This window comes from Brakhagea slesvicensis (assembly GCF_052161625.1).
In the GTDB taxonomy this organism is placed as follows: domain Bacteria; phylum Planctomycetota; class Planctomycetia; order Pirellulales; family Pirellulaceae; genus JBKCUI01.
Genome location: NZ_CP197412.1, coordinates 2,604,464 through 2,628,339, shown reverse-complemented (window position 1 = coordinate 2,628,339; position 23,876 = coordinate 2,604,464). Strand labels below are relative to the sequence as shown.

Annotated in this window: 18 protein-coding genes; 12 read left to right on the top strand and 6 right to left on the bottom strand. The window is 56.0% G+C overall.

Going from position 1 to position 23,876, the window contains the following annotated elements:
* Nucleotides 1-82: 82 nt before the first annotated feature.
* Both SH467x_RS10010 and SH467x_RS10005 read left to right on the top strand, forming a co-directional pair.
* Nucleotides 83-838 (top strand): cytidylyltransferase domain-containing protein, encoded by a 756-nt coding sequence (locus tag SH467x_RS10010; RefSeq protein WP_482371125.1) that lies wholly within the window; start codon nucleotides 83-85, stop codon nucleotides 836-838.
* Nucleotides 839-988: 150 nt separating this feature from the next.
* Nucleotides 989-2,008 carry an adenosine kinase gene (locus SH467x_RS10005; RefSeq protein ID WP_482371124.1) on the top strand — a complete coding sequence of 340 codons (1,020 nt, stop codon included), beginning with the start codon at nucleotides 989-991 and terminating at the stop codon, nucleotides 2,006-2,008.
* Nucleotides 2,009-2,010: 2 nt separating this feature from the next.
* Here SH467x_RS10005 and SH467x_RS10000 read toward each other — a convergent pair whose 3' ends face one another.
* Complete coding sequence (locus tag SH467x_RS10000) at nucleotides 2,011-3,816, bottom strand: ABC transporter permease subunit (RefSeq protein ID WP_482371123.1); 1,806 nt, start codon at nucleotides 3,814-3,816, stop codon at nucleotides 2,011-2,013.
* On the opposite strand from SH467x_RS10000, the gene SH467x_RS09995 reads away from it, so the two are divergent.
* The 5 genes from SH467x_RS09995 to cbiE all read left to right on the top strand — a co-directional run bounded on the left by SH467x_RS09995 (nucleotide 3,815) and on the right by cbiE (nucleotide 8,269).
* Nucleotides 3,815-4,828 carry an AAA family ATPase gene (locus SH467x_RS09995; RefSeq protein ID WP_482371122.1) on the top strand — a complete coding sequence of 338 codons (1,014 nt, stop codon included), beginning with the start codon at nucleotides 3,815-3,817 and terminating at the stop codon, nucleotides 4,826-4,828. The genes SH467x_RS10000 and SH467x_RS09995 overlap by 2 nt on opposite strands.
* Nucleotides 4,829-5,045: 217 nt before the next feature.
* Nucleotides 5,046-5,462, top strand: a complete 417-nt coding sequence (locus SH467x_RS09990; RefSeq protein WP_482371121.1) for a DUF2203 family protein — start codon at nucleotides 5,046-5,048, stop codon at nucleotides 5,460-5,462.
* A gap of 77 nt (nucleotides 5,463-5,539) precedes the next feature.
* Nucleotides 5,540-6,478 carry a dihydrodipicolinate synthase family protein gene (locus SH467x_RS09985; protein ID WP_482371120.1) on the top strand — a complete coding sequence of 313 codons (939 nt, stop codon included), beginning with the start codon at nucleotides 5,540-5,542 and terminating at the stop codon, nucleotides 6,476-6,478.
* Nucleotides 6,475-6,975 carry a TrmH family RNA methyltransferase gene (locus SH467x_RS09980; RefSeq protein ID WP_482371119.1) on the top strand — a complete coding sequence of 167 codons (501 nt, stop codon included), beginning with the start codon at nucleotides 6,475-6,477 and terminating at the stop codon, nucleotides 6,973-6,975. The genes SH467x_RS09985 and SH467x_RS09980 overlap by 4 nt, the downstream gene beginning before the upstream one ends.
* 55 nt (nucleotides 6,976-7,030) lie before the next feature.
* Nucleotides 7,031-8,269 (top strand): precorrin-6y C5,15-methyltransferase (decarboxylating) subunit CbiE, encoded by a 1,239-nt coding sequence (cbiE, locus tag SH467x_RS09975; RefSeq protein WP_482371118.1) that lies wholly within the window; start codon nucleotides 7,031-7,033, stop codon nucleotides 8,267-8,269.
* A 7-nt stretch (nucleotides 8,270-8,276) separates the two neighbouring features.
* Here the strand turns inward: cbiE and SH467x_RS09970 are convergent, their stop codons facing one another.
* Both SH467x_RS09970 and SH467x_RS09965 read right to left on the bottom strand, forming a co-directional pair.
* Nucleotides 8,277-9,518, bottom strand: coding sequence for a nickel pincer cofactor-dependent isomerase, group 22 (locus SH467x_RS09970; protein ID WP_482371117.1), 1,242 nt, complete (start codon nucleotides 9,516-9,518; stop codon nucleotides 8,277-8,279).
* Entirely contained in the window at nucleotides 9,515-10,234 is a 720-nt protein-coding gene (locus SH467x_RS09965; RefSeq protein WP_482371116.1) for a copper homeostasis protein CutC, read from the bottom strand. Before SH467x_RS09965 ends, SH467x_RS09970 begins: the two co-directional genes overlap by 4 nt.
* Before the next feature lie 56 nt (nucleotides 10,235-10,290).
* Here SH467x_RS09965 and SH467x_RS09960 point away from each other — a divergent pair, with 56 nt between their 5' ends.
* Nucleotides 10,291-11,520, top strand: coding sequence for an aldose 1-epimerase family protein (locus SH467x_RS09960; protein ID WP_482371115.1), 1,230 nt, complete (start codon nucleotides 10,291-10,293; stop codon nucleotides 11,518-11,520).
* 107 nt (nucleotides 11,521-11,627) lie between these two features.
* Here SH467x_RS09960 and SH467x_RS09955 read toward each other — a convergent pair whose 3' ends face one another.
* Nucleotides 11,628-13,640, bottom strand: coding sequence for a hypothetical protein (locus SH467x_RS09955; RefSeq protein WP_482371114.1), 2,013 nt, complete (start codon nucleotides 13,638-13,640; stop codon nucleotides 11,628-11,630).
* A 297-nt stretch (nucleotides 13,641-13,937) separates the two neighbouring features.
* Between SH467x_RS09955 and xerC the strand changes: the two genes are divergently transcribed.
* Complete coding sequence (gene xerC / locus SH467x_RS09950; RefSeq protein ID WP_482371113.1) at nucleotides 13,938-14,846, top strand: tyrosine recombinase XerC; 909 nt, start codon at nucleotides 13,938-13,940, stop codon at nucleotides 14,844-14,846.
* Here the strand turns inward: xerC and SH467x_RS09945 are convergent.
* Nucleotides 14,840-17,869, bottom strand: coding sequence for a protein kinase domain-containing protein (locus tag SH467x_RS09945; RefSeq protein ID WP_482371112.1), 3,030 nt, complete (start codon nucleotides 17,867-17,869; stop codon nucleotides 14,840-14,842). The genes xerC and SH467x_RS09945 overlap by 7 nt on opposite strands.
* Nucleotides 17,866-18,543, bottom strand: a complete 678-nt coding sequence (locus SH467x_RS09940; RefSeq protein ID WP_482371111.1) for a sigma-70 family RNA polymerase sigma factor — start codon at nucleotides 18,541-18,543, stop codon at nucleotides 17,866-17,868. Before SH467x_RS09940 ends, SH467x_RS09945 begins: the two co-directional genes overlap by 4 nt.
* A 211-nt stretch (nucleotides 18,544-18,754) precedes the next feature.
* Between SH467x_RS09940 and SH467x_RS09935 the strand changes: the two genes are divergently transcribed.
* Genes SH467x_RS09935 through SH467x_RS09925 form a run of 3 tightly spaced genes read left to right on the top strand, consistent with a single transcriptional unit; the run spans nucleotide 18,755 to nucleotide 23,835 of the window.
* The gene (locus SH467x_RS09935; RefSeq protein WP_482371110.1) at nucleotides 18,755-19,687 is read left to right on the top strand and encodes a hypothetical protein; all 933 of its coding nucleotides are present in this window, start codon (nucleotides 18,755-18,757) and stop codon (nucleotides 19,685-19,687) included.
* Between the two features lie 45 nt (nucleotides 19,688-19,732).
* On the top strand, nucleotides 19,733-22,387 hold the full coding sequence (locus SH467x_RS09930; RefSeq protein ID WP_482371109.1) for a PSD1 and planctomycete cytochrome C domain-containing protein: 2,655 nt from the start codon (nucleotides 19,733-19,735) through the stop codon (nucleotides 22,385-22,387).
* A gap of 59 nt (nucleotides 22,388-22,446) precedes the next feature.
* Nucleotides 22,447-23,835, top strand: coding sequence for a DUF1501 domain-containing protein (locus tag SH467x_RS09925; protein WP_482371108.1), 1,389 nt, complete (start codon nucleotides 22,447-22,449; stop codon nucleotides 23,833-23,835).
* Nucleotides 23,836-23,876 lie beyond the last annotated feature (41 nt).

Here is a 23,876-nt window from a genome sequence, read left to right as displayed (position 1 = left end):
GGATGAGCAGTAACACCGTGACACTCGCATCTTGATTTAGAGCGATTCCTCTCCGCCATTTCCGACTGCATGGAGCTTATGTATGGCTGCGAACACAACGGACTCCTACACGCCCCGCGCCCCATATGGACGTCAGACGATCGCATTGATTGACTTGGCGATCTGTGACGACACGAACAACCCCGATGTCAAACGCATCGATGGTGCATTGCGGCGGCTGGATGGGTTGACTTTGCTGGAATGGTGCGTGCGGCGATTGGCCGAATCGACACTTATCGACACCATCGCTGTCACCGGTCCGATTCAGTATCGCAATCGCATTTCTCAGGCAGGTCTATGTCACGCTCGATGGATCCCCAGCGTCCATGCCAGCCCCACCGAACGGGCACTGGAAGTCGCCGAACGCTTCACCGCCGAGTGGATCGTTTTTGCTAGTCCCCTGTGCCCATTCACTGACCCAACCTTACTGGATCGATTGGTATCCCGAGGATGGGCAAACCCGGAAGCGGACTTCGTCGGTTTCATGACCCCTTCTCAGCCGAGCTTCTCACTCCAAGCACTCGGGCTCGTCGGCGAAATGTGCGCCGCCAGAGCCTTGAGCAAATTGCGGGACGCCGACTTGCATCGCGAGCCATGCGACGTCCCCGCTGTGATTCGACGCAACCCTGAACTATTCCAGTCGAAGTGGATCCCCTTGCCAGAGGCCTTGTCCAAAGATGGGCTCCGGTTCCGGTTGGATTCGGCCGCGGATCGAGACCGCGCTGCCTTCTTCCTCGAAGCCGCTGGGGAAGACCTCTGCTGGCAGCGACTCGCTCAGGTAGCCGAACGAATTTCGTAGCTCGAGTCGAGCTGCATGCAAAAAGCCGCAGTGAATTCCAACGAAAACGGTGAGAGCGGGGTGCCGCTCCATCGACATCCGCCGGCCAGTTTGTAAAACTGACGCCTTCGTTTTATTTCGTTATTGCGGTTGCTAGATAGGTCTGAGTGCATGCGTCCTTATCATGTCTGCGGTTTGGGAAACGCGATTGTCGATATTTTCATCGAAGTCACCGATGCCGAGTTCGCGTCTCTCCAGTTCGAACGAGGTACCATGCGACTCGTCGAAGCAGATGAGCAAAAACAGCTGCTCGACAAACTTTCCACCAAGGAACATGAGCTTCGGTTGGTCAGCGGTGGCTCCGTAGCCAATTCGATTATCGGACTCTCGCAACTTGGCGGACGAGGCGCATTCATCGGATGCGTCGGCGATGATCGATACGGACTCCACTACGCCGAAGAATTCAACGACCTAAAAATCAATATCGGCAACCCGATCGTCGTCGGCGAACCAACCGGTACATGCCTTGCCCTTATCACCCCCGACGCCGAACGGACCATGCGCACTTGCTTGGCCGTTTCCAGCCACTTGGCCGCCAAACATGTCGACCCTCGTCGCATCGCCGATTCCGAATGGCTTTTCATCGAGGGCTATGTGTTTGCCAATCCTGCGACCGGCCAGCATGCCATCCGCGAAGCCATCCACAACGCGAAAGCATCCGGAACCAAGATCGCGATCACTTGCTCGGATGCCTTCGTCCCGCAAGTCTTCGGCGAAGCGTTGCACGAGGCCCTCAAGAGCTGCGACCTGTTCTTCTGCAATGCTCCCGAAGCAATGGCCGTTACACAATCCACCAGCAGCGCGGCCGCTTTCGAACGTCTGAAGAAATTGGTCCCTCATTGCGTGGTGACCGATGGCCCGCATGGAGCCTTTGTCCACTACGAAGGAGAGGAAACTCACGTCCCTGCTTTCACTTGCCAACCCAAAGATTTGACCGGAGCAGGAGACATGTTCGCCGGCGCATTCTTGTATGGCGTAACCCACGGCTACTCCCCTGCGATCGCCGCTCGAGGTGCGAACTACATGTGCATGAACGTCATCAGCCAAGTGGGTGCGAGACTCGCAGCCGATGCCCCTACCCTTTGGCAAGAAGCACTGGAAGACTACCGAGCTGACGACGTAGGGGGCTAAACCTACTCTTCATCCAACGTTCGAGCCCGTCCCAAAGCAAAATCAAACTCACTCAGCGCCGGGACCATCATGGCTGCAGTAGCAAACGCATAAGAAATCGCGACGGTTAAAAAGACCGTCATCTCTTGATCGCGCAGCAAGAAACTGGTGATGGCAAAGAAGGTCAGAAACGGCAACAAGAACGAACTGAGCGTGATCGCTGGCGATGGATTCCGCGATCCTAAGGCCAAATACAAACCGGTACCACCCCCGAGAATGATGAACAAGAACGGCGCCAATTGACGGCCGAACGACCCGCGGAACATCAGCATGATCAACATGCAAACCGCGATTCCGAGAAACAGAAAGAAGACGGTCCCCAAACTCGTACCGATGGCGACGCGGCTCTGCGAATAGTTCATCCCGCAATGAATTCCCAACATCGCGACAAACACATTCATGACCAGCAAGGTAACCACGGTGAAAAGCAAATTCTCCGTCGTGAGCCCACCCTGCGACCAGAGGAACAAACAAAGAGCAAGCGGCGCGAACACCATCTCGCGCGTCACGTACAACACACCCACCATCTTCCCCAAAAGGAAATTGGCGGGGGTGATCTCTGTCACCAGAAGCAAATCGAGCGCTCCCCCATCCCGCTCGTTCGTGATGGAATTGACCGCCAACGCATTGACCAAGATGAGTGACAAAACAAAGAAGGGGGCCAGCAGCGATACCGTTGCAGGAACCAATTCTTCTTGGTACGTGGTCGATGCTAACGCGGCGCCGCTGTCGACCATACGATACAGACCCAAGCCAATCACGACAGCGAACAGCAAGTAGGCCGCTTTCACAAAAACGATCTTGCGCCCGTACGCCCAAGTTCTCATCTCACGCCACAAAATCGGATTGCTCCAAACCGTCCGAGGTGCTCGACTCTTCCAAGCCTTTACCACTCGCTCGGTTGTTGCCCCTTGCAAAAACTCTGGTGCAACATCTGGTTCTGAAAACTCGGAAGCATGGTTGACGGGGCGGCGCTCACGCGATGGGTTCCAAACGCGAAGCATGACGATGGAGATGGCCAGCCAGAGAACGCCAAGCCCGAGAATCACCCCGCCGGACCACCAAGCATTATTCCAGTTCGCACCCTCTAAAATGGCTTGCGTGGCAACCGGTTGGCAAATATCGAGCACCGCGCGAAGCGGGCTGAAAAGCAACGCGAAACGGGCTGGGAGAAACGAAATTCCCCCCGAGGCGACGAGCTCCCCGAGCCCCAACCAGAATGCGAGCAACAGCGAGGTCACCGCAAGGGCTTGGAAGGTCTTCTCACGCCAGAATGCAATCGTAGCCCCCAGCGTCGCGCTGGCGAACAAGGCGGCAGCGGTAACCCAACTACACGCGACGACTTGCTCGACCGAAACTCCCCCGAGGAGCAAAACCATAAACAGGACAGGGAGAGAGGCAAAAAACGCGTTGAAGGAAGCCAGGAGCCCGGCGCCAACTTTCCCAAGCACCACTTCTGCATTCGTGAGCGACGTCATCAGTAGCAAGATGATCGTCTGTTTGTCCTTTTCATGACTGACCGCCGTCGTCCCTGCCAACGCCGCGGTGAACATCAAAACAAGGAGTTGAAAGGGGGCGATCAGCTGAAAGATGAGGACACCAAAGCGCGCGAGATCGCCGGGATTTTGAACCGGTTGAATCCCAGCCAGGAGCAGCCACGTCGTGCAGATAATGCCGAATGTCATCAGCGCGAAGACAACGCGGCTGACATAGTGCCGGCTTCGCCTGGGGAGCGTTGCCGTTTCTCTTTGAAATATGGGACCGATCATGCTTTCCGAGTGTAATGCGAAGGGGTGCGGGGGGCCATCGGTCGAAGGAATCTTCAAAGAAAATACGGAACTTCCCTCAAAAACTTCCCAGTTGCCAGATTTCCGTCATGCACTGCAAGCGTTCGTGCCGAACTTTACCAAAAAATACGTTCAAACCGCAGAGGCGTTCATGAGTTATCTACGCTACTGGAAACTGAAGGGGAATCCCTTCAGCGCTCCGCAGTCCTTTCGAGATATCTTCTTGGCCGGATCGGTCGAGGAAGCTCTAGCTCGCGGAGACTTTCTAGTCTCCCAACGGAAAAAGCTTGGCCTCGTCGTGGGCCCTAGCGGTGTGGGGAAAAGCACACTGCTTCATCACTTGTTGCAATCGCGCGTCTTTCAAACGACCAACGAACATCCATGCCTACTCCGATTGCTCGGACAAACTCCGTTTGACTTAACCTGCCAAGCACTCGAGCAACTCGACCCGGATAGCCCTGTCGGTGTTGGTTCGATCGAACAAAACGTGTTGCGGATCAGCGACATGGTGATGAGCTTGCGAACGGTCGGACACCACACCATCGTGGTTTTCGACGAAACAAAAGCGTTCACCGAGGCCCAGCTTGAACTCTTTGCCAGGCTTTCTCGTATTCCTGGAGTGACGAGCCTGCTGAGCCTGGACGAAGAATCATTGGTCGATCTCCCCAGATGGCTTATCGAGCAAAGCGATCTTCGGATCGACTTGCCCCCCTGGGATCTGGGACTAGTCGCTGAGTACTTTGAGTTCGCCATCTCCGCTGTGGGTGGAGACCCCGAGATTTTCGACGCACAGTCGATCACGCGAATCCAAGAATTAGCAGAAGGAATACCACGCCGGATCGCTCAGATTGCCGATCTGGCCCTCGTTTCGGGGGCTGTGAGGCGAAAAAAGCAGGTCAACGTTGAAATTGTCGAGGATGTTTGTAACGAATTCACCCTAACGATCGGTTCGAATTTTCCGGTTTTCTGGGACGGTCAGCAATTGAATGCTTGAATTCTCAAGCAAGAATTGAAGTAGGAATTGAGTGGAAGTCTCCGGGCGGCGGTTTTGCAATGCAAAACCAACTAACCTTAATGGCTTCTGTACGGTGCAATTCACGTCCGCATGAAAGCTCGCTGTGAGAGCAGCCTGTCCAAGTGAACTTTTCCTTTTCCTAAGATGTCGGTATCGTCTGTACATCTGGAAACCATCCGCGAGGGGGGCGAGAGCCATGGGCACCAACGACAAAAAAGTCTTCACGATCGATCAAGCCAGAGCGATGCTTCCTCTGCTCCGGTTGATCGTTACGGATATCGCACTGTCGCATCGGGAATTGACGGAGAGGAAATCCAATCTCCGCCGCATGCTCCGCCGGCACGACGGGAAAGCGCGCTTCCAAATCTACGACGCGGAAATCACCGAGATCCAAGAGGACTTGAAGAACGAATCTTCCCACCTCGATGATTACGTCAGCGAACTGGAAGGTCTGGGGGTGATTCTCCGTTCTGCTCATGACGGTATCGTTGATTTCCCCGCTGTCATCGATGACACACCTGCCTTCTACACGTGGCAGATGGATCAGCCCGACGTTGTCGATTTCCACTGGGCTGCCGAATCAACAGCCGATCGCAAACCGATTTACGGCTGATCTGACGGCCTTTGTTTATCATTCAGTTCCTGCATAATGGGGCTTTCGTTTGAAGCCCTTCAGCGCCGGAACTTCTCATGGCCAACATCCCTAGCGTCATCCCGCAACGCCCCATCGCCGGCATCTCCGCCGTGTTGCTGCCGTTTCAACCGACCGGTGAAATCGATTTCGACTCCTATGCCAACGGCCTCGAAAGGACTTGGACATCGGGTCTCACACCGGCCGTCAACATGGACACCGGCTTCGCCAATCTGCTGTCCCCCTCCGCACGCCATGATGTCTTGGCATTTGTCCAGAAGCAATCGTCAGGCAGATCCTTTGTTGCGGGAACGTTCGTCCAAGATCTCGAGGGAGATCTTCTCTCGAACTATCTCAGCGAAAGCGAACGGATCGAGACCGCCGGAGGCATTCCAATTCTGTTCCAGTCGACGGGTCTTGCTCAACTCGATGCACCGAAGCGCATGACGCTCTACGAAAAGGTCTGCGCACAGAGAAAGGAGGTCATCGGATTCGAGCTGGGGAAAATGTTTGTACCCTTCGGTGAAATCTACGATCTGGGCTTTTTTATCGAATGGATCCAGTTGCCTACTTTGACAGGTATCAAACATTCTTCGCTCTCTCGCGACTTGGAATGGCAACGCCTGGAAATACGCAATCGTGTGCGCCCCGACTTCAAAATCTATACGGGCAATGATCTTGCGATCGATATGGTGCAGTGGGGAAGCGATTACTTGCTCGGCCTCTCCGCATTCTACCCGGAAGCGTTCGCGAAACGAGATCGCTATTGGCTGGAAGGGGACCATCGCTTTTACGAAATCAACGATTGGCTGCAGTACCTAGGGTTCCTTGCGTTTCGGAATCCCGTCCCTGCCTACAAACATAACTGCGCGATGTTTCTGCAAATGCGAGGAGTCATCGCGAGCGATTCACAACCCAAAGGGGCTTCGCTCCGACCGGAATCGGACCGCGACATCCTACAGGGAATTCTTCAACGATTGGATGAACTGGTGTCATGAGGCGATTTGAACATGTTCGCCACAAGCCGCCGACGGAACTCTCGCAACCGCGCGAGCTGGTCTTGGTGCTGGCCCCCATGCGGAGCAATGTCAATTTGAGCCGTATCGTTCGCCTCGCCGGCTGCGCTGGAATTACCAAAATCATTCAGTGCGGTCCCGGACGTGTCGATAAAGAGATCGCGCGCGATGCAATCGAAGTGGTCGAGATCGTGCAACGACGCTCGCTCGCCCCTACCCTCGAGCATCTTGCCTCCGAAGGGTATCAACGGGTGGGATTGGAGCAGACCACTCACTCGGAATGCCTCTATACATTCTCCTTTGTTCCCAAAACCGCGCTCGTTATCGGCAGCGAACGAGAAGGACTCTCCCAAGAGGAATTAGATCGCTTGGACCGGGTCGTGGAGATCCCCGTATACGGCCGTCCCTATTCCTACAATGTTGCGACCGCTACCACGATGGCGGTCTATGAATTCTGTCGACAGTACCCCGGATTGTAATGACATTCCGGATCATTCCACGATCCATCGCCCCCCACATAATCGCGAGCACTCAATGAATAACAAAATCTGGATCATCGGTATTGGCGACGATGGCGCAGCAGGATTAACCAAACAAGCCTCCGACATCATTCACTCCGCATCGCTACTTATCGGTTCCGCACTCCTTCTCGAAAAGTTCCCTGAATACAAAGGATCCCGCGAAACCGTTGGCGGCGACTTGGATCGCTTGGCCAATATCGTGGATCGCGCGTCCGGCCTCACCGTGGTGCTTGCTAGCGGCGACCCCTTGTTTTACGGCACTGCCCGATTCCTGTGCGATCGCTTAGGCAAAGATCGCTTTGAAGTCCTTCCGCATGTGAGCAGCATGCAACTGGCTTTCGCGCGAGTCAAAGAAAGCTGGGACGAAGCCTACCTAACCAACGTTGCATCCCAACCGATCGAACGAGTCGTCGAACGGATCCGCTCCGCAGAAAAGGTCGGCGTCTTCACCTCCGAAGAAATTCCACCAGCTCGACTGGCTGAAATCCTGATGGCCAAAGGTATCGGTTACTTCACCGCCTACGTTTGCGAAAATCTCGGCTCACCGGACGAACGCGTCACACGCTGCAAGCTATCAGATATCGTGAACCAAAAGTTCTCACCCCTCAATGTCATGGTGCTGGTCCGCCAGAAAGGTGTTCCGGACCAGCCGGCCGATTCCTCTCGCATTCGCCTCTTCGGGAACCCCGATGAAGTCTTTCGACAGGCGAAACCGAAACGGGAATTGGTCACCCCTTGCGAAGTCCGCTCCATCGCGCTAAGCGAAATGAAATTGCGCGAGACATCGATCATCTGGGACATCGGTGCAGGGAGTGGTTCGGTATCGATCGAGGCAGCCCAAATCGCTCGGCATGGTAAAGCGTACGCGATTGAAATGGACCCCGAAGATTACGATTTGATCCTCGAGAACGCCGCCCGCTTCGGAGTGGAAAACGTAGTTCCTGTCCTCGGGGAAGCACCGACCGCTTGGCAAAACCTACCCGACCCAGAAGCCATTTTCGTCGGTGGCACGGGGCGAGCCGTTACCGATTTGGTCGAGCAAGCTTGGCCTCGTCTGCAATCAGGTGGTTGCCTGGTAGCGAACATGATGAGTTTGGACAACGTCGTGGCGCTCCAACAACTGCTAACACACAAACTGGCGGTCGAACCCCAACTGTGGATGATCCAAATCTCGCGAGGCAATTACCAGATGGAACGCCTCCGAATGGAAGCCGCCAATCCGACCTTCCTGATCAAAGCGACCAAAGGATAACAGCAGCTCACCCATCAAGGGCCGGCCACACGGTGGAACTCCGTTCGACTTTCCCAGAAAGAAGGGCTTCTGTGAGCAAGGATTCTGAGATCACCATCTCACCTAGCTCCAGTGTATTGGCGATGCGAACGACTTTAGCTGTGCGGACGTCGTCGATGGGAAGGGATGCGAGCATCGACTCGATAGCCTCCCGGTCGGTGTCCATCGCGATCGGGATCTTTGCGCTTTGGGGCGTGAGGGCAGTCAATGCGTTTCGCACCGTTTTCGCCCGGTCGAGCTTGCTGAGCAGTCGGTTGCTAACGACATCAGCCATGCCAATTCCGATCGCGTTTCCATGGGTCGCATCGGTCAAATCGCGCACATAGATCCGCTTGATAAATGGCCGCCTCGCATCGGGTGGAATAGGAAGGCTACTATATCCATGGATGCTTCGCTGGGTGACGTTTGGATCAAGCCCCGCTCCGCTGATGTCCTTTCCAATGCGATCGATAATGAGCAAATCGATCGTATCGAATGGCAATGTCGGCATCATGGCTTTGGCTTTTGACAATAGTTCTCGTTCGCGACTTACCATCTCGGCGGCTTGTACGGCATGGATCTCGACCGTTTGATGCCGCTCCCCCTCCAGCAAAGCGATCCCACCCAGCAAGTGGGTATGGCGACGCATTGTATCTGCAATGCTCAGCAAAGCTTGTTCGTATCCAAGCCTCATGGCGGCTAAGTGAAAGCGAGTTGCACCGACCTGCTTCCCCAACCCGACGACACTCATCTTTACCAGCCCACTCCCCAAGCTACCAAAGAAGTCCGTGTGGGGTTTGATGCGATTCACTAGCAGGATTCCATCGGCACGGAGGGCTTCTGCCGAGCAAACCACCCCGATGCCTTGCGACGTCATCCCGATCTCCTCGACCTCCATGGAGCACCGAATCTCGCACCCCATCGACTCTTCGGTGATGCCGTAGCTAGCCAATACCTCGCGCTGCCCTGCATCGGTCCCCCCACCATGACTCCCCATAGCCGGAAAGAGAAATGGCTCAACCAGCCAAGTCCGAAGGGTCTCGATCACGATCGAAATCTGGTCGCGATAGCCAGTAATCCCTCGACTTCCGACCCCGATGGCAATTCGGCTACCTCCCCGAATTTGTGGTCGAAACAACTCGAGCGACGCAGGAATGATCGTGGCAATATCCGCGTCGGGCCGCTTGGGAAATTTTTGCTGAACGGGAATCAATTCGGGTAGTTGCATCATATGGAATAGAGGCATTGGAGAACGCTGGCGATCTCACCGGGGTCCGGTGAGCGGATAGGATGGGACATATGGTTCGGATTGCGAAAGGAACCGTGAAGTTGGGTGCAACCGGTTGTTTTCAAAATCATCGCCGCATTGTGCGATCCAATCCCTCCCGCCGGTAGAATCTCGATCAAGCGTTGCGATTGCAACACTCCGAGGGTCGCGATGCCATCTATGGCTTTGTCCGGTCCACCGCTGGTAAGTATTCGTCGGTAACCGATCTCTCGCAGTCGCGAGACTGCGGCGATAGGGTCCGCGATGAGATCGAACGCGCGATGTACCACCAGCTCCCGACCAGTAAAACGACTTGCAATCGATTCCAAAAACTCCCAATCCAGACTCTCCCGTCGGTCGCCTACACTCCGCGCGAGGGCTCCCACCGCGACGCCATGAACGCCTCGATCGAAAGCATCTCCACATTGGCGTAACATCTCGTCCTGCTCAGCCTTTGTGTAGATAAAATGACCAGGCCGACAGCGTATCAATGCAATGACTGGGACTTCAGTTATTTGCAACGTATCCGATAACCTCTTGAGGGAAGGGGTTATTCCCCCCACTCCAAGCTGCTCGCTTAGTTCGATGCGAGTTGCACCTGCTCGCATGGCAATCTCCGCCCCATGCGCGTCCTCGACGCACACCTCTAATTGGATCCTTGCTTCCTTTTCGTCCTGCATCCAAGTGTTCCGATACCGATCGATGACCACAATCACTACAATAGGGGATTCACTGCATGAAAGAGAATCGTGCCGTGCTGCAAACGTCTGCTCCCGCTCCCTTTTCAACAACCATGAACACGAGCAATCCCGCAACGCATTGGATTCTACGCGAACCGTTTTTGGACCAAGCCGAAGATGTCGGGTTTGTACCAGAAAAGATCACAGCTGGAACGGGGCGGTTTGCTGTGCAGTTCAACTCGATCGGTGGCGGAAAGTCGATGGGGATGGAACTACTATCGGTCGATACCGGCGCGTTGCGTGTCATTTTCTTACCTGATCGCGGTATGGGGATTTGGAAATGCGAAGCCTCCAATACCGACTTCGGTTGGAACAGCCCCATCGATGGCCCTGTCCACCCCAGCCTCGTTCCCGTCCTCGACCCGTCGGGCATCGGCTGGCTCGAAGGGTTTGATGAGCTGCTGGTCCGGTGCGGATTGCAAAGCAACGGCGCACCCGATTTCGATTCCCAAGGAAATTTGAAGTACCCGCTTCACGGTCGAATTGCGAACTTGCCAGCGTCGAAAATCGAAGTCTCCGTCGACGCTGAAAACGGGACGATGGACATTGTCGCGACGGTCCGCGAAGCTAGATTCCTCGTCTATTCGCTGGAATTACAGTGCCGATATCGGCTTCGTGTCAACAGCCCGGTCATCGAAGTGACCGACACGGTAACCAATCTTCGAAGTACTCCGACAACCATGCAAATGCTCTACCACATCAATTTGGGGCAGCCAGTTGTTCAAGCCGGAACGACGATCGATGCGGCGTATAAAACACTCTGTCCACGCGATGCGAGAGCCGCCGAGGGACTTGAAGCCTGGTCCCGTTGCGAAGGCCCTACCGAGGGCTATGCGGAGCAAGTCTACTTCTTGAACGCGGCATGCGATGCTGCCTGTTGGTCGGAAGCTCTGCTGGCATCAGAAGATCGCCGTCGAGGCTTTGCGGTCCACTTCGACACACGCACGCTGCCCTATCTAAACGTCTGGAAGAACACTGCCGCGGTGGAAGATGGGTACGTGGTCGGACTGGAGCCCGCGACGGGATTCCCAAACCCACGCTCCTTCGAGGAGAAAAAGAATCGACTGGTCACCCTCTCAGGGGGAGAATCGAAAACGTTTCGACTCAAGCTTCAACCGCTGCTGAGCGAAGAGTCTGTCCTACAATCGATTCATCGCATTCAAGGAATGCAGCCCGATAACGCGACGGTCCACGCTACCCCGCTGAAGGATTGGTCTCGCGCATAAGACACGGCACGTTTCGACATGACGTGTTTCGACATGACGCGTTACTGCATAGCGCGTTTCGGCATGGCCAGTCTCGCGACAAAGCAACGATGGTGTAGATTCGATCGCTATCGTCGCGTTGCCGTCGGCCTGGGCCTGCTCGCTGTTGACCCTTTCGATTTGAGCAATTCGGGAGTCGATTGGAGAATCTCTTGGTAGCGAGCTTGGTACAGTGAGACCGCTCGCGTTGCATGCCCTCGAGGACCGATCGGCCACTTGTGTTCCTTTTTGTCGTAGATCTTCGACAAGAGGAAATCGATGCTCCTCTGTACGCGGGGTTGATTGATTTCGCTATCCGGCAGGGTGTACATCAACCATTCCAACATATGACCTGTCGTTTGCACCTTGCGTTCATCGTTGGGCTCATTCCCCCGACCTTCGTACCATGACGTGCTAAAACTTCCATCGGGATTCTGAAGCGTCCAAGTGTAGTCGACGTAGTTGCGGACGAACTGATCGGCGCGCGCAAACTGACCATTGATGGGCTGCCCCTGCATGCTCCGCTGCCGAACCGAAAAAGAGAATCCCATAAGCCGGTGCGTTCCACCGCACGCGGCTCCGACCACCGGCTGAGCCAACTCCTCTTGGATCAGCTTCGAGATGCTCCAAATTCGGCCGTCATTCGCTCGCCACTGCTTATTGGAATCCAAGTAATAAGAAAGCCCGATCAGCTTAAAAGTAAGCTCCGATCGCTCCTTGCAAGTAGCCATTTCGTAACGGACCAGATCCTCCACTTTGAACTTGTTGGCGCCAATCTGAATGGGATAGTCGAGCGGGACATTCGACTGCGCCAAGATCGCGAGAAACTGTCCGTCGTGCCCCTGAACTCCTGCCCCCACATTGGGAATGAACCCCCTCCCGCGAGGAGTAAACATTCTCTGCGTTCGGCAAGTTCCATTGTGACACATCCAACCTATCGCATTGACCCGATTGCTGCCGTGCTGCAATTCGTAGTCCGGCCCGAATGCCAACAGGGCATGCATGACCGCCCAAGGTGAGCGGACCGATGTCGATTCCGGATGATTCAAGTAATAGCTCAAACAGTCGTTGCACTTCGAAAGTCGGGCCGCCTCGATCGCATCCAGAATCGGCGCGGCAACGATTGGAGGAACCGCCTTTCCAAGCCGATTCGGATCGTCGATGACGATTTCCCGCTGATGCTTGCCCGGCTTCGACGCGAGAAGCGCATCGACACCTTGATCCTCTTTCCCGTTTTGAGCGGCGGGACTATCGATAGCGGGCTCTTCCTGTCGCCGCTCTTCATCTAACTCTGCGAGCGACCTCTTCCCCGTCGATATCGGTGCAGGGCTTGTCGACTCCTCCGTTACCTTGGTCTGATCGTCGCTGCCGACGGCCCCCCCGGGCACTTCGTCTCCCTCGGAGAGAGCTAATGGAATGCGCACCGGGCGTGGACGCTTGGGAACCTCTTCGGTCGCCGGCATGTCGGTGCCCATCGGTACGCTCGCCACTTCCCGAACATCTTCCACCTTCTGTAGATCGACCGGTGGCAAACCTGGATCCACTTCCAAATCCATAGGCTCCTCTACCGCGATTGCTGCCGCGCCGAGGGACTTCTCCCCCAGGACAGCCATCGTGGGACTATCGATCGCGGCCCCCTCTTGGTCCGTCGCCACCGACTGGGATGGTACCGTTGAGATCGATTCGGCACTCTGAGGTGCGAGCCACACCAAGAACGGAGAAGCGTGAATATGCGCAACATTAGCAAGCTGCCAGATGAGCGGCACTTGCTCTGCTAAAGGCTGCGCCGGTGCAACGACTTGTTTGTCTTTTAGCTTCACGGGAGCAGAAGGAACAGGCGCAGTCGAGGGCGGTCCGACCATCAGCGGCGCGCGGTCCCCCTTGGACTCGATTGGCATGGCAACGGGAACGTCATCATCCCCATCCTCGCCAAACAACAGAATCGGCTTGGGTTCGTCGGAAGGAATCGACGGGGTTCGCAATCGCGGCCTGTCGGAACTTCCAACCCCACCGGTCTGTCCCTCGAGATGGTTCGATCCTGCAACGAGAGTTCCCAGGACAAAGCCACCCACAGTGGCTGATCGAATGCGCCGTCGCAGCATATTTTTGCCATCGTTACGAGTACCAGAATCCGATGCCTTCCCAGAGAGTATCGGCGCCGAACAGCCAAACTATCCAAATATAAAAATGGGAATAATGGCTACAGCTTGCCAAACCATCCTGCACCCAATCTCTTTGATAGCAAAACGCCGAACACCATCCCGGAATCAGCAACCCTTGTTTAACATGCCATGCGTAATGTGCTACAGTTACGAGGTGGGATGGAAGAACTCGGCAACCGGACGCTAGCGCGATTCCGGCTTATCGCCAGTCGATAGCACCCGAAAGACAAATCGTCGATGCACGCAGAGATCGCACAATTCCTTCGCTTCCTCGATGTGGAACGCAACGCCTCCGATCTGACCATCAAGTCTTACCGCGAAGACTTGATGGACATGGCCGACTTTCTTTCCGATGAAGGCTCCAAGAAGCTCAAACCCTCCGATGTGACTCCAGTCGATCTCCGAGGTTACGTCTCCGCCTTGCACGACGCCGGATACGCCAAAACGAGCATCGCTCGAAAGCTAGCATCGCTGCGCAGCTTTTACAAATTCGCCATGCGTCAGGGCTTTGCGGAGAGCAATCCCGCCCAACCCCTTCGCAATCCGAGAGGCCAGCGCAAACTCCCCCACTTTCTCACCGGAGACGAGATCGAACAACTCCTCAACGCTCCGAGCGATACCGATGCAATGGGGAGACGGGATCGAGCTATCCTCGAAGTCATGTACAGCGCTGGTCTCCGGGTTAGCGAAGTGGTCGGGATGAACGATCGGGACATCGATTTTGAAGAAGGGGTCGTACGTGTCCGGGGTAAAGGAAGGAAAGAACGCTTCGGAGCTATCGGCAAATTCGCAGCCAAAGCGTTGAAGTCCTATTTCTCTGCCCGCGAGCGATCCAAAACCGCAGAGGACGCAAAAGACAAAGCGACCTTCGTCAACAAATTCGGCAATCGCCTCACCACACGCAGCGTTGCCCGAATGCTTGAAAAGTACATCAAGGAGTGCGGGCTCGATACCCGCACCACCCCCCACACCCTTCGCCATAGTTTCGCCACCCACCTTCTCGATCGAGGGGCTGACATTCGAAGCGTCCAAGAAATGCTCGGCCACAAGAGCTTGGGGACGACCCAAATCTACACGCACGTCAGCACATCGAGCATCCGCCAAGCCTACTTGAAAGCTCACCCGCGCGCCAAGAAAGCTCAATAGCGAGGAGGAGCGGGCCCCAATTCGGGCTCAGACTCCGCTTCAGGTTTAGGCCCAGCCTCAGGTTTAGACTCCGCTTCAGGTCTTGGCCCAGCCTCAGGTCTAGGTCCGGAGCCAGATCCCATTCTCGGGCGCATCTCCATGTTCTGTCGGCGCTCGCGCATGCGGTCTATCCATTGCTGAATCTCGCGAGGCCCCATTCTTGGATCGCGAATGCGAACCAGATCGACGGCTCGATCGCGATACTCTTTGGACTTCTCCGTGCCTGCTTCCAAATCGGACAAACGAAGGAGAATGTCGACAAGATTGCCGACGTAGATCGGGACGTCGCTGTAACGATCGACCAAGCTCTGTTGGATCGCCAGGGCTTGCTCCAACAACTCTTGACTTCTGCGATTGCGTCCTCCTCCGAGCGGAGATGGACGAGCCGCATCGCTCAGTCGCACCAACGTCATCGCCTTCAACGACAAATAAGCGGGATTGGATGGATTCTCGCTCATCAACTTTTCGCTGATTTCCAATGCCCGGGGCAAGGGTGAGGATTCCATCGATCGGAATGGACCGACAAGCACCAGCGTCTCGGCCAATTCATAGAGATACTTGTTGGAGTTGGGATAGTCCTTGACCAGCGTTTCCAGAAGGGCAATGGATTGCTCGAGCGCATTCTCGGCCGCCGCGCGATCCCCGCGCTGCCGTTCGATTCGCACTTCATCGCGCAAGGCATGCGCGAGCGCCAATCGGTAGGCTGTGTTCTCCGCATCTTCCTTGACCAGCCCTTCCAGAAGTCGAAGCGCCTCGCGGTTCAGCTCACTTTCTTTGCGCTGACGCAGCTCCCCCATGGGACCAGGTGGAGGCCCTTCCCCATTGGGCGGCCGGAAGCCGGGAGGCCCTCCTCCCATCGGACCAAACATGCGTCCCCTCCCTTGCATCGGCGCTCGCGACGCGAGCGTTCCAACACTGTTCAGAAGCCTCGCCAAATCGAACCGCCCCGCTGGCGACGCGGCGTACTCGGAATTGGATTCCAGCAACGTTCTCGCTTGGTCAAAGTATTGAAATGCTGGGACCATCCTGCGTTGCATAGCCGTGGTGAGCATTAACGAGTGGTACACCTCCGCTTGGGAATGAATCGCCTCAAACAACGGGAGCTCCGGACTGTCATTCGGTGCATTGGTTTGTTTCATCAAGGCCTGGAACTCTGTCAGCGCCTGTTGGTACGACTGCTCTGCTTCGGGCAATTTTCCCAGCCGGAATTGCAGATCCCCTACCCGCTTGCGAGCCGAAGCGGTTTCCAACCGAAGATCCTTTGCGTTCTGCTGGCTCAGCTTCTCAAAGTAACCAAGAAGCGATTCCAGTAGCATCACATCGGCTTGGCTAAGCGCTGCCTCGCTCACTTCAAAGGAGTCGTCGTTCTCCGACTCGACATCGGATGCAATCGTGCTTCCGCGAGCGGAGATGTTGGCGATGATCTGATCAAACGCCTGCATGGCCAGCTGCAGATTCCCCTCAGCACGCCCCTTTTCTCGCTGCTCGTTCTCAAGGGCTCGCGTTTTCTCCTGCAGCGTTCGGCCAGCCTCCTCGTACAGCTCCCGAATCTGCTCCAGAGACCGTTGCTGAACGTGATTCGTATAAGCCAAAATACCAGCGATCGCCAGCAACATGCTCGCCGACAGTGCAAGCAGCGAGGCGATTGCAGGATTCCGGCGGCTCCATCGAACCAGACTTTCCCATCGCGTCGCTTTGCGGGCCAGGATAGGACGATCTTCCAAGAATCGTCGCAGATCGATTTCCAACGCGCTAGCGGAGCTGTAGCGATCTTTCGCTTCCAACGCGCATGCTTTTAACGCGATCGTCTCGAGGTCGCGAGGAATGACAGGGTTTATGGCTCGCAGACTGGGAAGTGTCGAATAAACCTTGGGATCCAACAATCGTTGCTTGGGAGACTCGAAAGCAGGGCGTAAAGCGAGCAACTCGAAGAGACAGAGCCCAAGACTGTAGATATCGATCCGATGATCCCCCTTCCCTGCGATCTGCTCAGGGGCCATATAGCGAAGCGTCCCAAGCAATTCGCCCGTTCGTGTCGCAATATCGGTATCTACCCTGCGCGCCAAACCAAAATCGGTGATCCAAACGATACCATCCCGATCCAGGATCAAATTGGCGGGTTTGATATCCCGATGCAACACCTTTTGACGATGCGCATAATCCAATGCATTGGCAACGTCCGCGATCAGTCTCGCAACATTGCGAAAGTACTCACGAGAAAGGGGTGACTCGATCCCTTTCGATGCAGGATGGCTCTCGGGTGCACGGATCGGTTCAGTAGATTCTGCTCCAATGGGCAACGTTCCATCGGTAGCCAACGTCGGATCTCTCGGTTCCACACTGCTCGCAATCGGTTGCGACCCGCGATGGCGCGACGTCGAGAGCAGCATCTTGACCGCATGAGCTGTCGTGAATCGATGCGGATCGAGAGCGCCGACGTCTGGAACGCGATGGACAAGGCAGTCGATCAATTGATCGAGCGGCACCCCGTCGATCAATTGCATCGCATAATAATGAACTCCTTGATCCTGCCCACTCCCATAGACTTGAACAATATTCGTATGGTGCAATCCCGCGACCGACTCCGCTTCTCGCTGAAAACGAGTGCGGTTCTGTTCGGTATCCGAGATCATCGCATTGATCACCTTCAAAGCGACACGTCGGTTGAGCGAACGTTGTACCGCTTCGTAGACGATCCCCATTCCTCCTCGACCAAGCTCCCGAACAATGCGAAAGTCCCCCAACTGTTTTGGCGGACGCATCGACTGCATCGCTTGCTGAGCCGCTTGCAGAGAAGAAACGCGTTCGACGGCCTCGATCGGCTCCAGCACGCTGCGCAAGACTTTTGCATATTGCGGGAATCGCATCACGTACTCATCGATCGATGGCTGCTCCCCACTGCGCAGTCGGTCTGCGAACTCCTCCGCCAGAACATCGACGGGGTGGCGCGTGGTATCACTACCGAACTCAGAGGAATCGTTCATGATGATTGCTTTGAAATAGACTTCATGATCTCACCTAGCTTGACCATCGCTCGGACATAGCGATTGCTCGCGGCTGTCGAGGAAAGACCCAGCATCTCGGCGACCTCCTGATTATTGAGTTGCTCGAAGTGCCGCATCGCGAGTACCTCTCGGTCGGTTTCGTTCATCGAGTCGAGCGCTCGACGCAACTGTTCGAATTCTTCATGACGAGACGCCGCAACACTGGGTGACGTGCAATCGTCCATCAAGACGCGAGCGATCGACAAACTGCTCGTCTGCCCCTGCGGCTGGGCGGGTCGCATCACTTCGCGATGCACATCCCGCTTGTCACTGAAATGGGCTCGCTGCATATCGATCATCGTTTGCAACGTCTTTTGCCTCAGCCACACAAACCACGAAACAGGAACTCCATCGATGTATTCGTCGATTCGACGCGCAACTTGCAAAAACGCTTCCTGCAAAACGTCGGCGGCATCGATTCGAGCTCGCACATTGGGATCCATCCGAAATTGAACAATACGTTCTAGCTTTGAAACTTGCTCCCCCCACAAAATTGCCAAAGCCTCAGCCCCCCCTTCGCGAAGGCGCACGCGCTCGATGTCGTGGTGCGATGCGCGTGGGGAATTCGCGTCGTTTTGGGAATTCGGGATCGGTTCGGAAGGGAAAGCATCCATAGTTCTGTCGATTGATCACTGATTCGCGGCTCGGTTGTTCAACCCGAAACTCGGATCCATGCACCGCTTGAATCCAAAATTACGCTTGATTCCCCTATCCTACCACTTTCCAACAAAATTCTTTCTAGACCGTGTGGATAGCCCAGCCTCCAAATCGGTATTCCAACCCATCACCCCCGGAATCAAAACTCTCCTCCTAAGGAATTGGAACATGAACCGCAAACTCTGGGCCCTGGCTCTGTCTGCATTGGCTCTCCCACAACCCCTCCTGGCACAAGAAAAAGACGACCGGCCGAGCCGCCGCGGTGAAAACCGCGATCGACCGGAAGGTCGCCCCGGAGACGAAGGATCGCGCGAAGAAGGCCGACGCCGCGGGCCCCCACCAGGCGAAGCAGAACGAGGTCGTGGCGATCGCGGTCCCGAAGGTAGAGGTCCCGGAGAAGGTCGTGGTCCCGGTGACGGACGCGGTCGCGGTCCAGAAGGTCGCGGGCCAGAAGGGCGTGGGCCAGAAGGTAGTGGTCGCGGGCCAGAAGGTCGCGGGCCAGGACGTCCACCCGAGGGGCGACCGGGGCCCGGAGGAATGGGACCCGGTGGCATGGGCCCTGGAGCCTTCATGCGAATCATGCCGGTTCTCGCCGCCTTGGACGCAGACTCCGACGGTGAACTCTCCGCAACCGAAATCGAGAATGCCTCCAAAGCCCTCCACCGATTGGACAAAAATGGAGACGGAAAACTGACTTTCGAGGAAATGCGTCCAGACCCACGCGAAATGGCAAATGGGATGGGACGACCCGGCGACGGGGAAGGACCTGTGGGCCCGCAAGGCGGCCCCGCTCTCATGCTCCGTATGTTCGAATCCCGCGATGCTAACGACGACGGCAAACTGAGCGGAGATGAAATCCCTGAACCCATGCGAGGCCGAATGGATCGGATCGATCAAAACGGTGACGGTGCCATCTCCCGCGAGGAAGTGGAACGCGCTGCCGAAATGTTTCGCGATCGCGCTGGTGGACCCGGCGCTGGTGGACCCGGTGCCGGTGGCCCGGGTGCTGGTCGCGGACCCCGTGCTGGCCGTGGCCCTGACCGCGGAGAGAACGAAGGGCCTGTTCGCCCACGTCGCCCCAGCGACGATGACCGATCCTAGCATCCCAAGCTTTCGAACGATTCATTGCACCGGAGTATGCCTTCGATGAGACAACCCTTTGTTTCCTTTCAACGAGCGGCGGTTGCTCTTGCCAGACCGTCGCTCGCCACCCTATCGATTGCATTTCTTGCATCGGTCGGCTTGGTATCGTTGAGCGATACGGCCAAAGGCCAAACCACCGAGGCCCCGTCTGCTGCTTCCATGGAATCGCTTTCCTCCGAAGCGATTTCATTCTTCGAATCGAAAATCCGACCCGTTCTGATCGAACATTGCTTCCGATGCCACTCGAGCGACGGTCAAGCGATTCGCGGAGGGCTCTCGCTGGACCATCGAGACGCAATCCTCGTCGGTGGGGAATCCGGCCCGGCAATCGTTCCGCACAATCTCGATGAAAGCGTCCTCTGGGATGCAATCAATCACCGCGGCATGCGTATGCCCCCCAATGCGAAACTCCCCGCCAACGTTATCGATGACTTTAAAACTTGGATCGAAATGGGAGCCCCCGATCCTCGCATTCAAACAGGGACAACGGTTCAATCCCAAGTCACGGCAGAAGACATCGAGAAGGGACGATCCTTCTGGTCATTCCAAAAACCAACCAAACCACCCGTACCAACCCCAACCCTTCCAGAGTGGCCTCGCACCGACATCGATCGATTCGTCGCTGCGACTTGGGACAAACAGAATCTGAAACCGGCCATGGATACCGCGGCGAGCAACCTCGTTCGCCGACTCCACATCGATCTGATCGGAATCCTTCCGGACGCATCGGCCGTCCAAGCCTTTGAGAAGGCATATGAAAAATCACCAGAGGACGCCGTCTCGAAAACGGTCGACGAACTTCTTGCACAACCCCAGTTCGGCGAGCGATGGGGACGCCATTGGCTCGATGTTGCTCGCTACGCCGAATCGACCGGAAAAGAAGTCGATGCGACCTTTCCCTACGCGTGGCGGTATCGGGATTTTGTGATCGACTCGTTCCAGCAAGACAAACCCTATGACCTCTTCGTTCGTCAACAAGTGGCTGGAGATCTCCTTCCCGCGCCTACCGACGAAGTCTGGGCGGAAAATCTCATCGCAACCGGTTTCTTGGCAATCGGACCCAAGTCCCTTTCGGAACAAAACCCACGGCAATTCAAAGCGGATTTGGTCGATGAACAAATCGACGCGACCACGCGAGTCATCCTCGGTGTCTCCGTCGCATGCGCACGTTGCCACGATCACAAATTCGATCCGATCACCCAAGAAGACTATTACGCACTGGCGGGACTCTTTCAAAGCACAGAAACCTGTTACGGCGGCTCTCGAAGTCTCCGGAATCGCCAACCTAGCCGTCTCATCGAGTTGCCGATCGACGATCTGGGACCCGACGCCAAACCACTTGCACCCAGCGATCTGGCCAAGATGAAGGATCAGCGATCCCGACTGGAAACGGAACTCATCGAAGCTCGACGAGCACAACGGCAACCCAATGCGTCCAACAACCCTCGCAATCGATTCCTCAACGCTGCGGTCCTCGATCAAGCGGTCTCGCAACTGAACCAACAGATCCTTTCCTATGATTCCAGCGGCAGACCCCTAACGCTTGCGATGGGAGTCCAAGATTCCGAGCGAATCACCAATGCGAGGCTGCTTGCCCGAGGGGAAATCGACAAACCTGCCCAGGAGGTACCGCGAGGATTCGTCACCGTTCTCTCGTCGCAGCCCGTGTCCCTTTCCGCCAACACTTCGGGTCGTTTGGAGTTCGCGCAGTGGCTTACGTCATGCGATAATCCGCTCACAGCCCGCGTCATGGTCAATCGCATTTGGCAACATTTGATTGGCAAAGCGCTGGTGCGAGAAACCGATAACTTTGGATTGTCGGGCCCCGCTCCGAGCCACCCCGAGCTGCTCGATTACTTGGCCGTCGAATTTATGGACCACAACTGGTCGGTCAAACATGTGATTCGCACCATCGCCAATTCGCGAGTCTATCGGCTGTCATCGCAATACGACCCTTCGCACTTGGAGGCCGACCCGAACAATCTTTACGTAGCCAGGGCAAACCCGCGAAGACTCGACGCCGAAGCCCTTCGGGACTCCATCCTTGCAATCAGCCACCAACTGGATCCGCGCCGTCCGCGAGGATCGATCATCGCCGCTTGGGGGCAAACCATCCTCGGCCCCAATGGCCCCGCCGCCATTCCACCGGAAGCACTTCGCGCCATCCTGTCGGATTCCCCCGAGACAGTAGGAACTCTGCTCCGCCCCCTCATCGGCATTCGCAACAACTCGCAACCATTTGATGCACCGACCTACTACCGCAGTGTTTATTTGCCGATCGCGAGAAACAACCTTCCTCGCGCCCTGGATCTATTCGATTTCGCAGAACCCAGCTTGATCGTAGGGGAACGAGAATCATCCAATACGCCCGAGCAAGCTCTCTACCTGATGAATAGTCCGTTCATTCTTGAACAAAGCGATGCACTCGCCCGCGTCTTGATCCAGTCGCAAAGCAACCCGATAGCCAGAATCGAACAAGCCTTCGTGGAAGTGTATGGTCGAAAGGCAACCGAAGAGGAAAGGAACGCGGCATTGGCGTTCTATCGAAGCGCTGTACAAGGAAAACAAGACCAGCCATCCGATGTTCGATCCTTCGGGGCATTGAGCCAACTATGCCAAGCCCTCTTTGGCTCTGCGGAATTCCGCTATATCCCCTAACCACCATCGTGGCGCTAGAAGACTGTTTGACTGCCACACAGACCATCGGAAACTCCACCATGACTTATTCCCGACGCGAAATCCTGCGATCCGCTTCCGCTGGCTTCGGATTCCTTGCATTCTCCGGGCTCTCGACGCTGCAAGCCCAGCAAGCGGATAGAAGCAATCCCCTGGCACCTAAGGCCCCTCACTTTCCGGCCAAGGCGAAGCGGGTGATTTTTCTCTGCATGCAGGGTGGCCCCTCCCATGTGGACACCTTCGACTACAAACCGCAACTTGGCAAATCCAATGACCGAAGCGGACGACCAGGATCCAGCAGACTGCTCGCATCCCCCTGGTCCTTTCAACAACAAGGCAAAAGCGGGCTATGGATCTCCGAGCTGTTTCCCGAGCTGGGAAAGCACGCGGATTCTCTCTGCTTGATCCGCTCCATGCATTGCGATCAGCCGATTCATACCCGGGCCATGACGCAGATGCACACAGGGACCGCCCAGTTTGTTCGGCCGTCTCTGGGCGCTTGGACGCTATATGGTCTAGGGACAGAAAACGAGAGTATGCCGGGGTTCATCGCACTCAATCCACCCGCAGCTTCGGCGCAAAACTTTGGCAGCTCCTTTCTCCCCGCCATTTACAGCGGAACCAAAATCGGCCGTTCGCAAGGCCGAGGGGCCGCGATGCTTCGAGATCGAAACAACAATGCATCTCCCCCCATTCCGGACATGACCAACACGCGCTTCGCCAAAAAGGAGCAACGCCAACAGCTGAACTTCTTGCAAGAACTCAATCGTCAAAAGCTAGAGCGGGAAGTCGTGCAGCCAGAGGTCGAAGGGCTGATCGAGTCCTACGAACTTGCGTTCCGTATGCAAGATGTCGTACCGAAGTTGATGGACATCCAGGACGAGTCTGCAAAGACGCTTGCGCTCTACGGAATCGATGAACGAGACACGGACAGCTTTGGACGCCAATGCTTGATGGCGCGACGATTCATCGAGTCGGGTGTTCGTTTTGTGGAAGTGACCCACGGAAATTGGGATCATCATCAACGCCTCTCGACCCAGATGCCTCAGAATTGCCGCGAGATCGACAAACCGATCGCAGGCCTTCTCGCAGACCTGAAGCAACGTGGTCTCCTCGATGATACGCTTGTCGTTTGGGGTGGAGAATTCGGGCGAACACCCGATGCCCAAAACGGAGATGGGCGAGATCATAACCATAAAGGCTACACAACCTGGATGGCGGGCGGCGGTGTCCGAGGAGGCTTCAGCTACGGAGCAACCGATGAACTGGGATATCAAGCCGTCGAGGACAAGTGCCATATTCACGATTGGCATGCCACCATTCTGCATCTTCTAGGCCTCGATCACGAGCGTTTGACCTACCGCTATGCAGGGCGCAATTTCCGCCTGACCGATGTCCACGGCCAAGTCCTTCAAAAGATCCTCGCCTAAACGTCGTCCCCCAACCGTCGAACGGCTCGTCCTCGACCGTT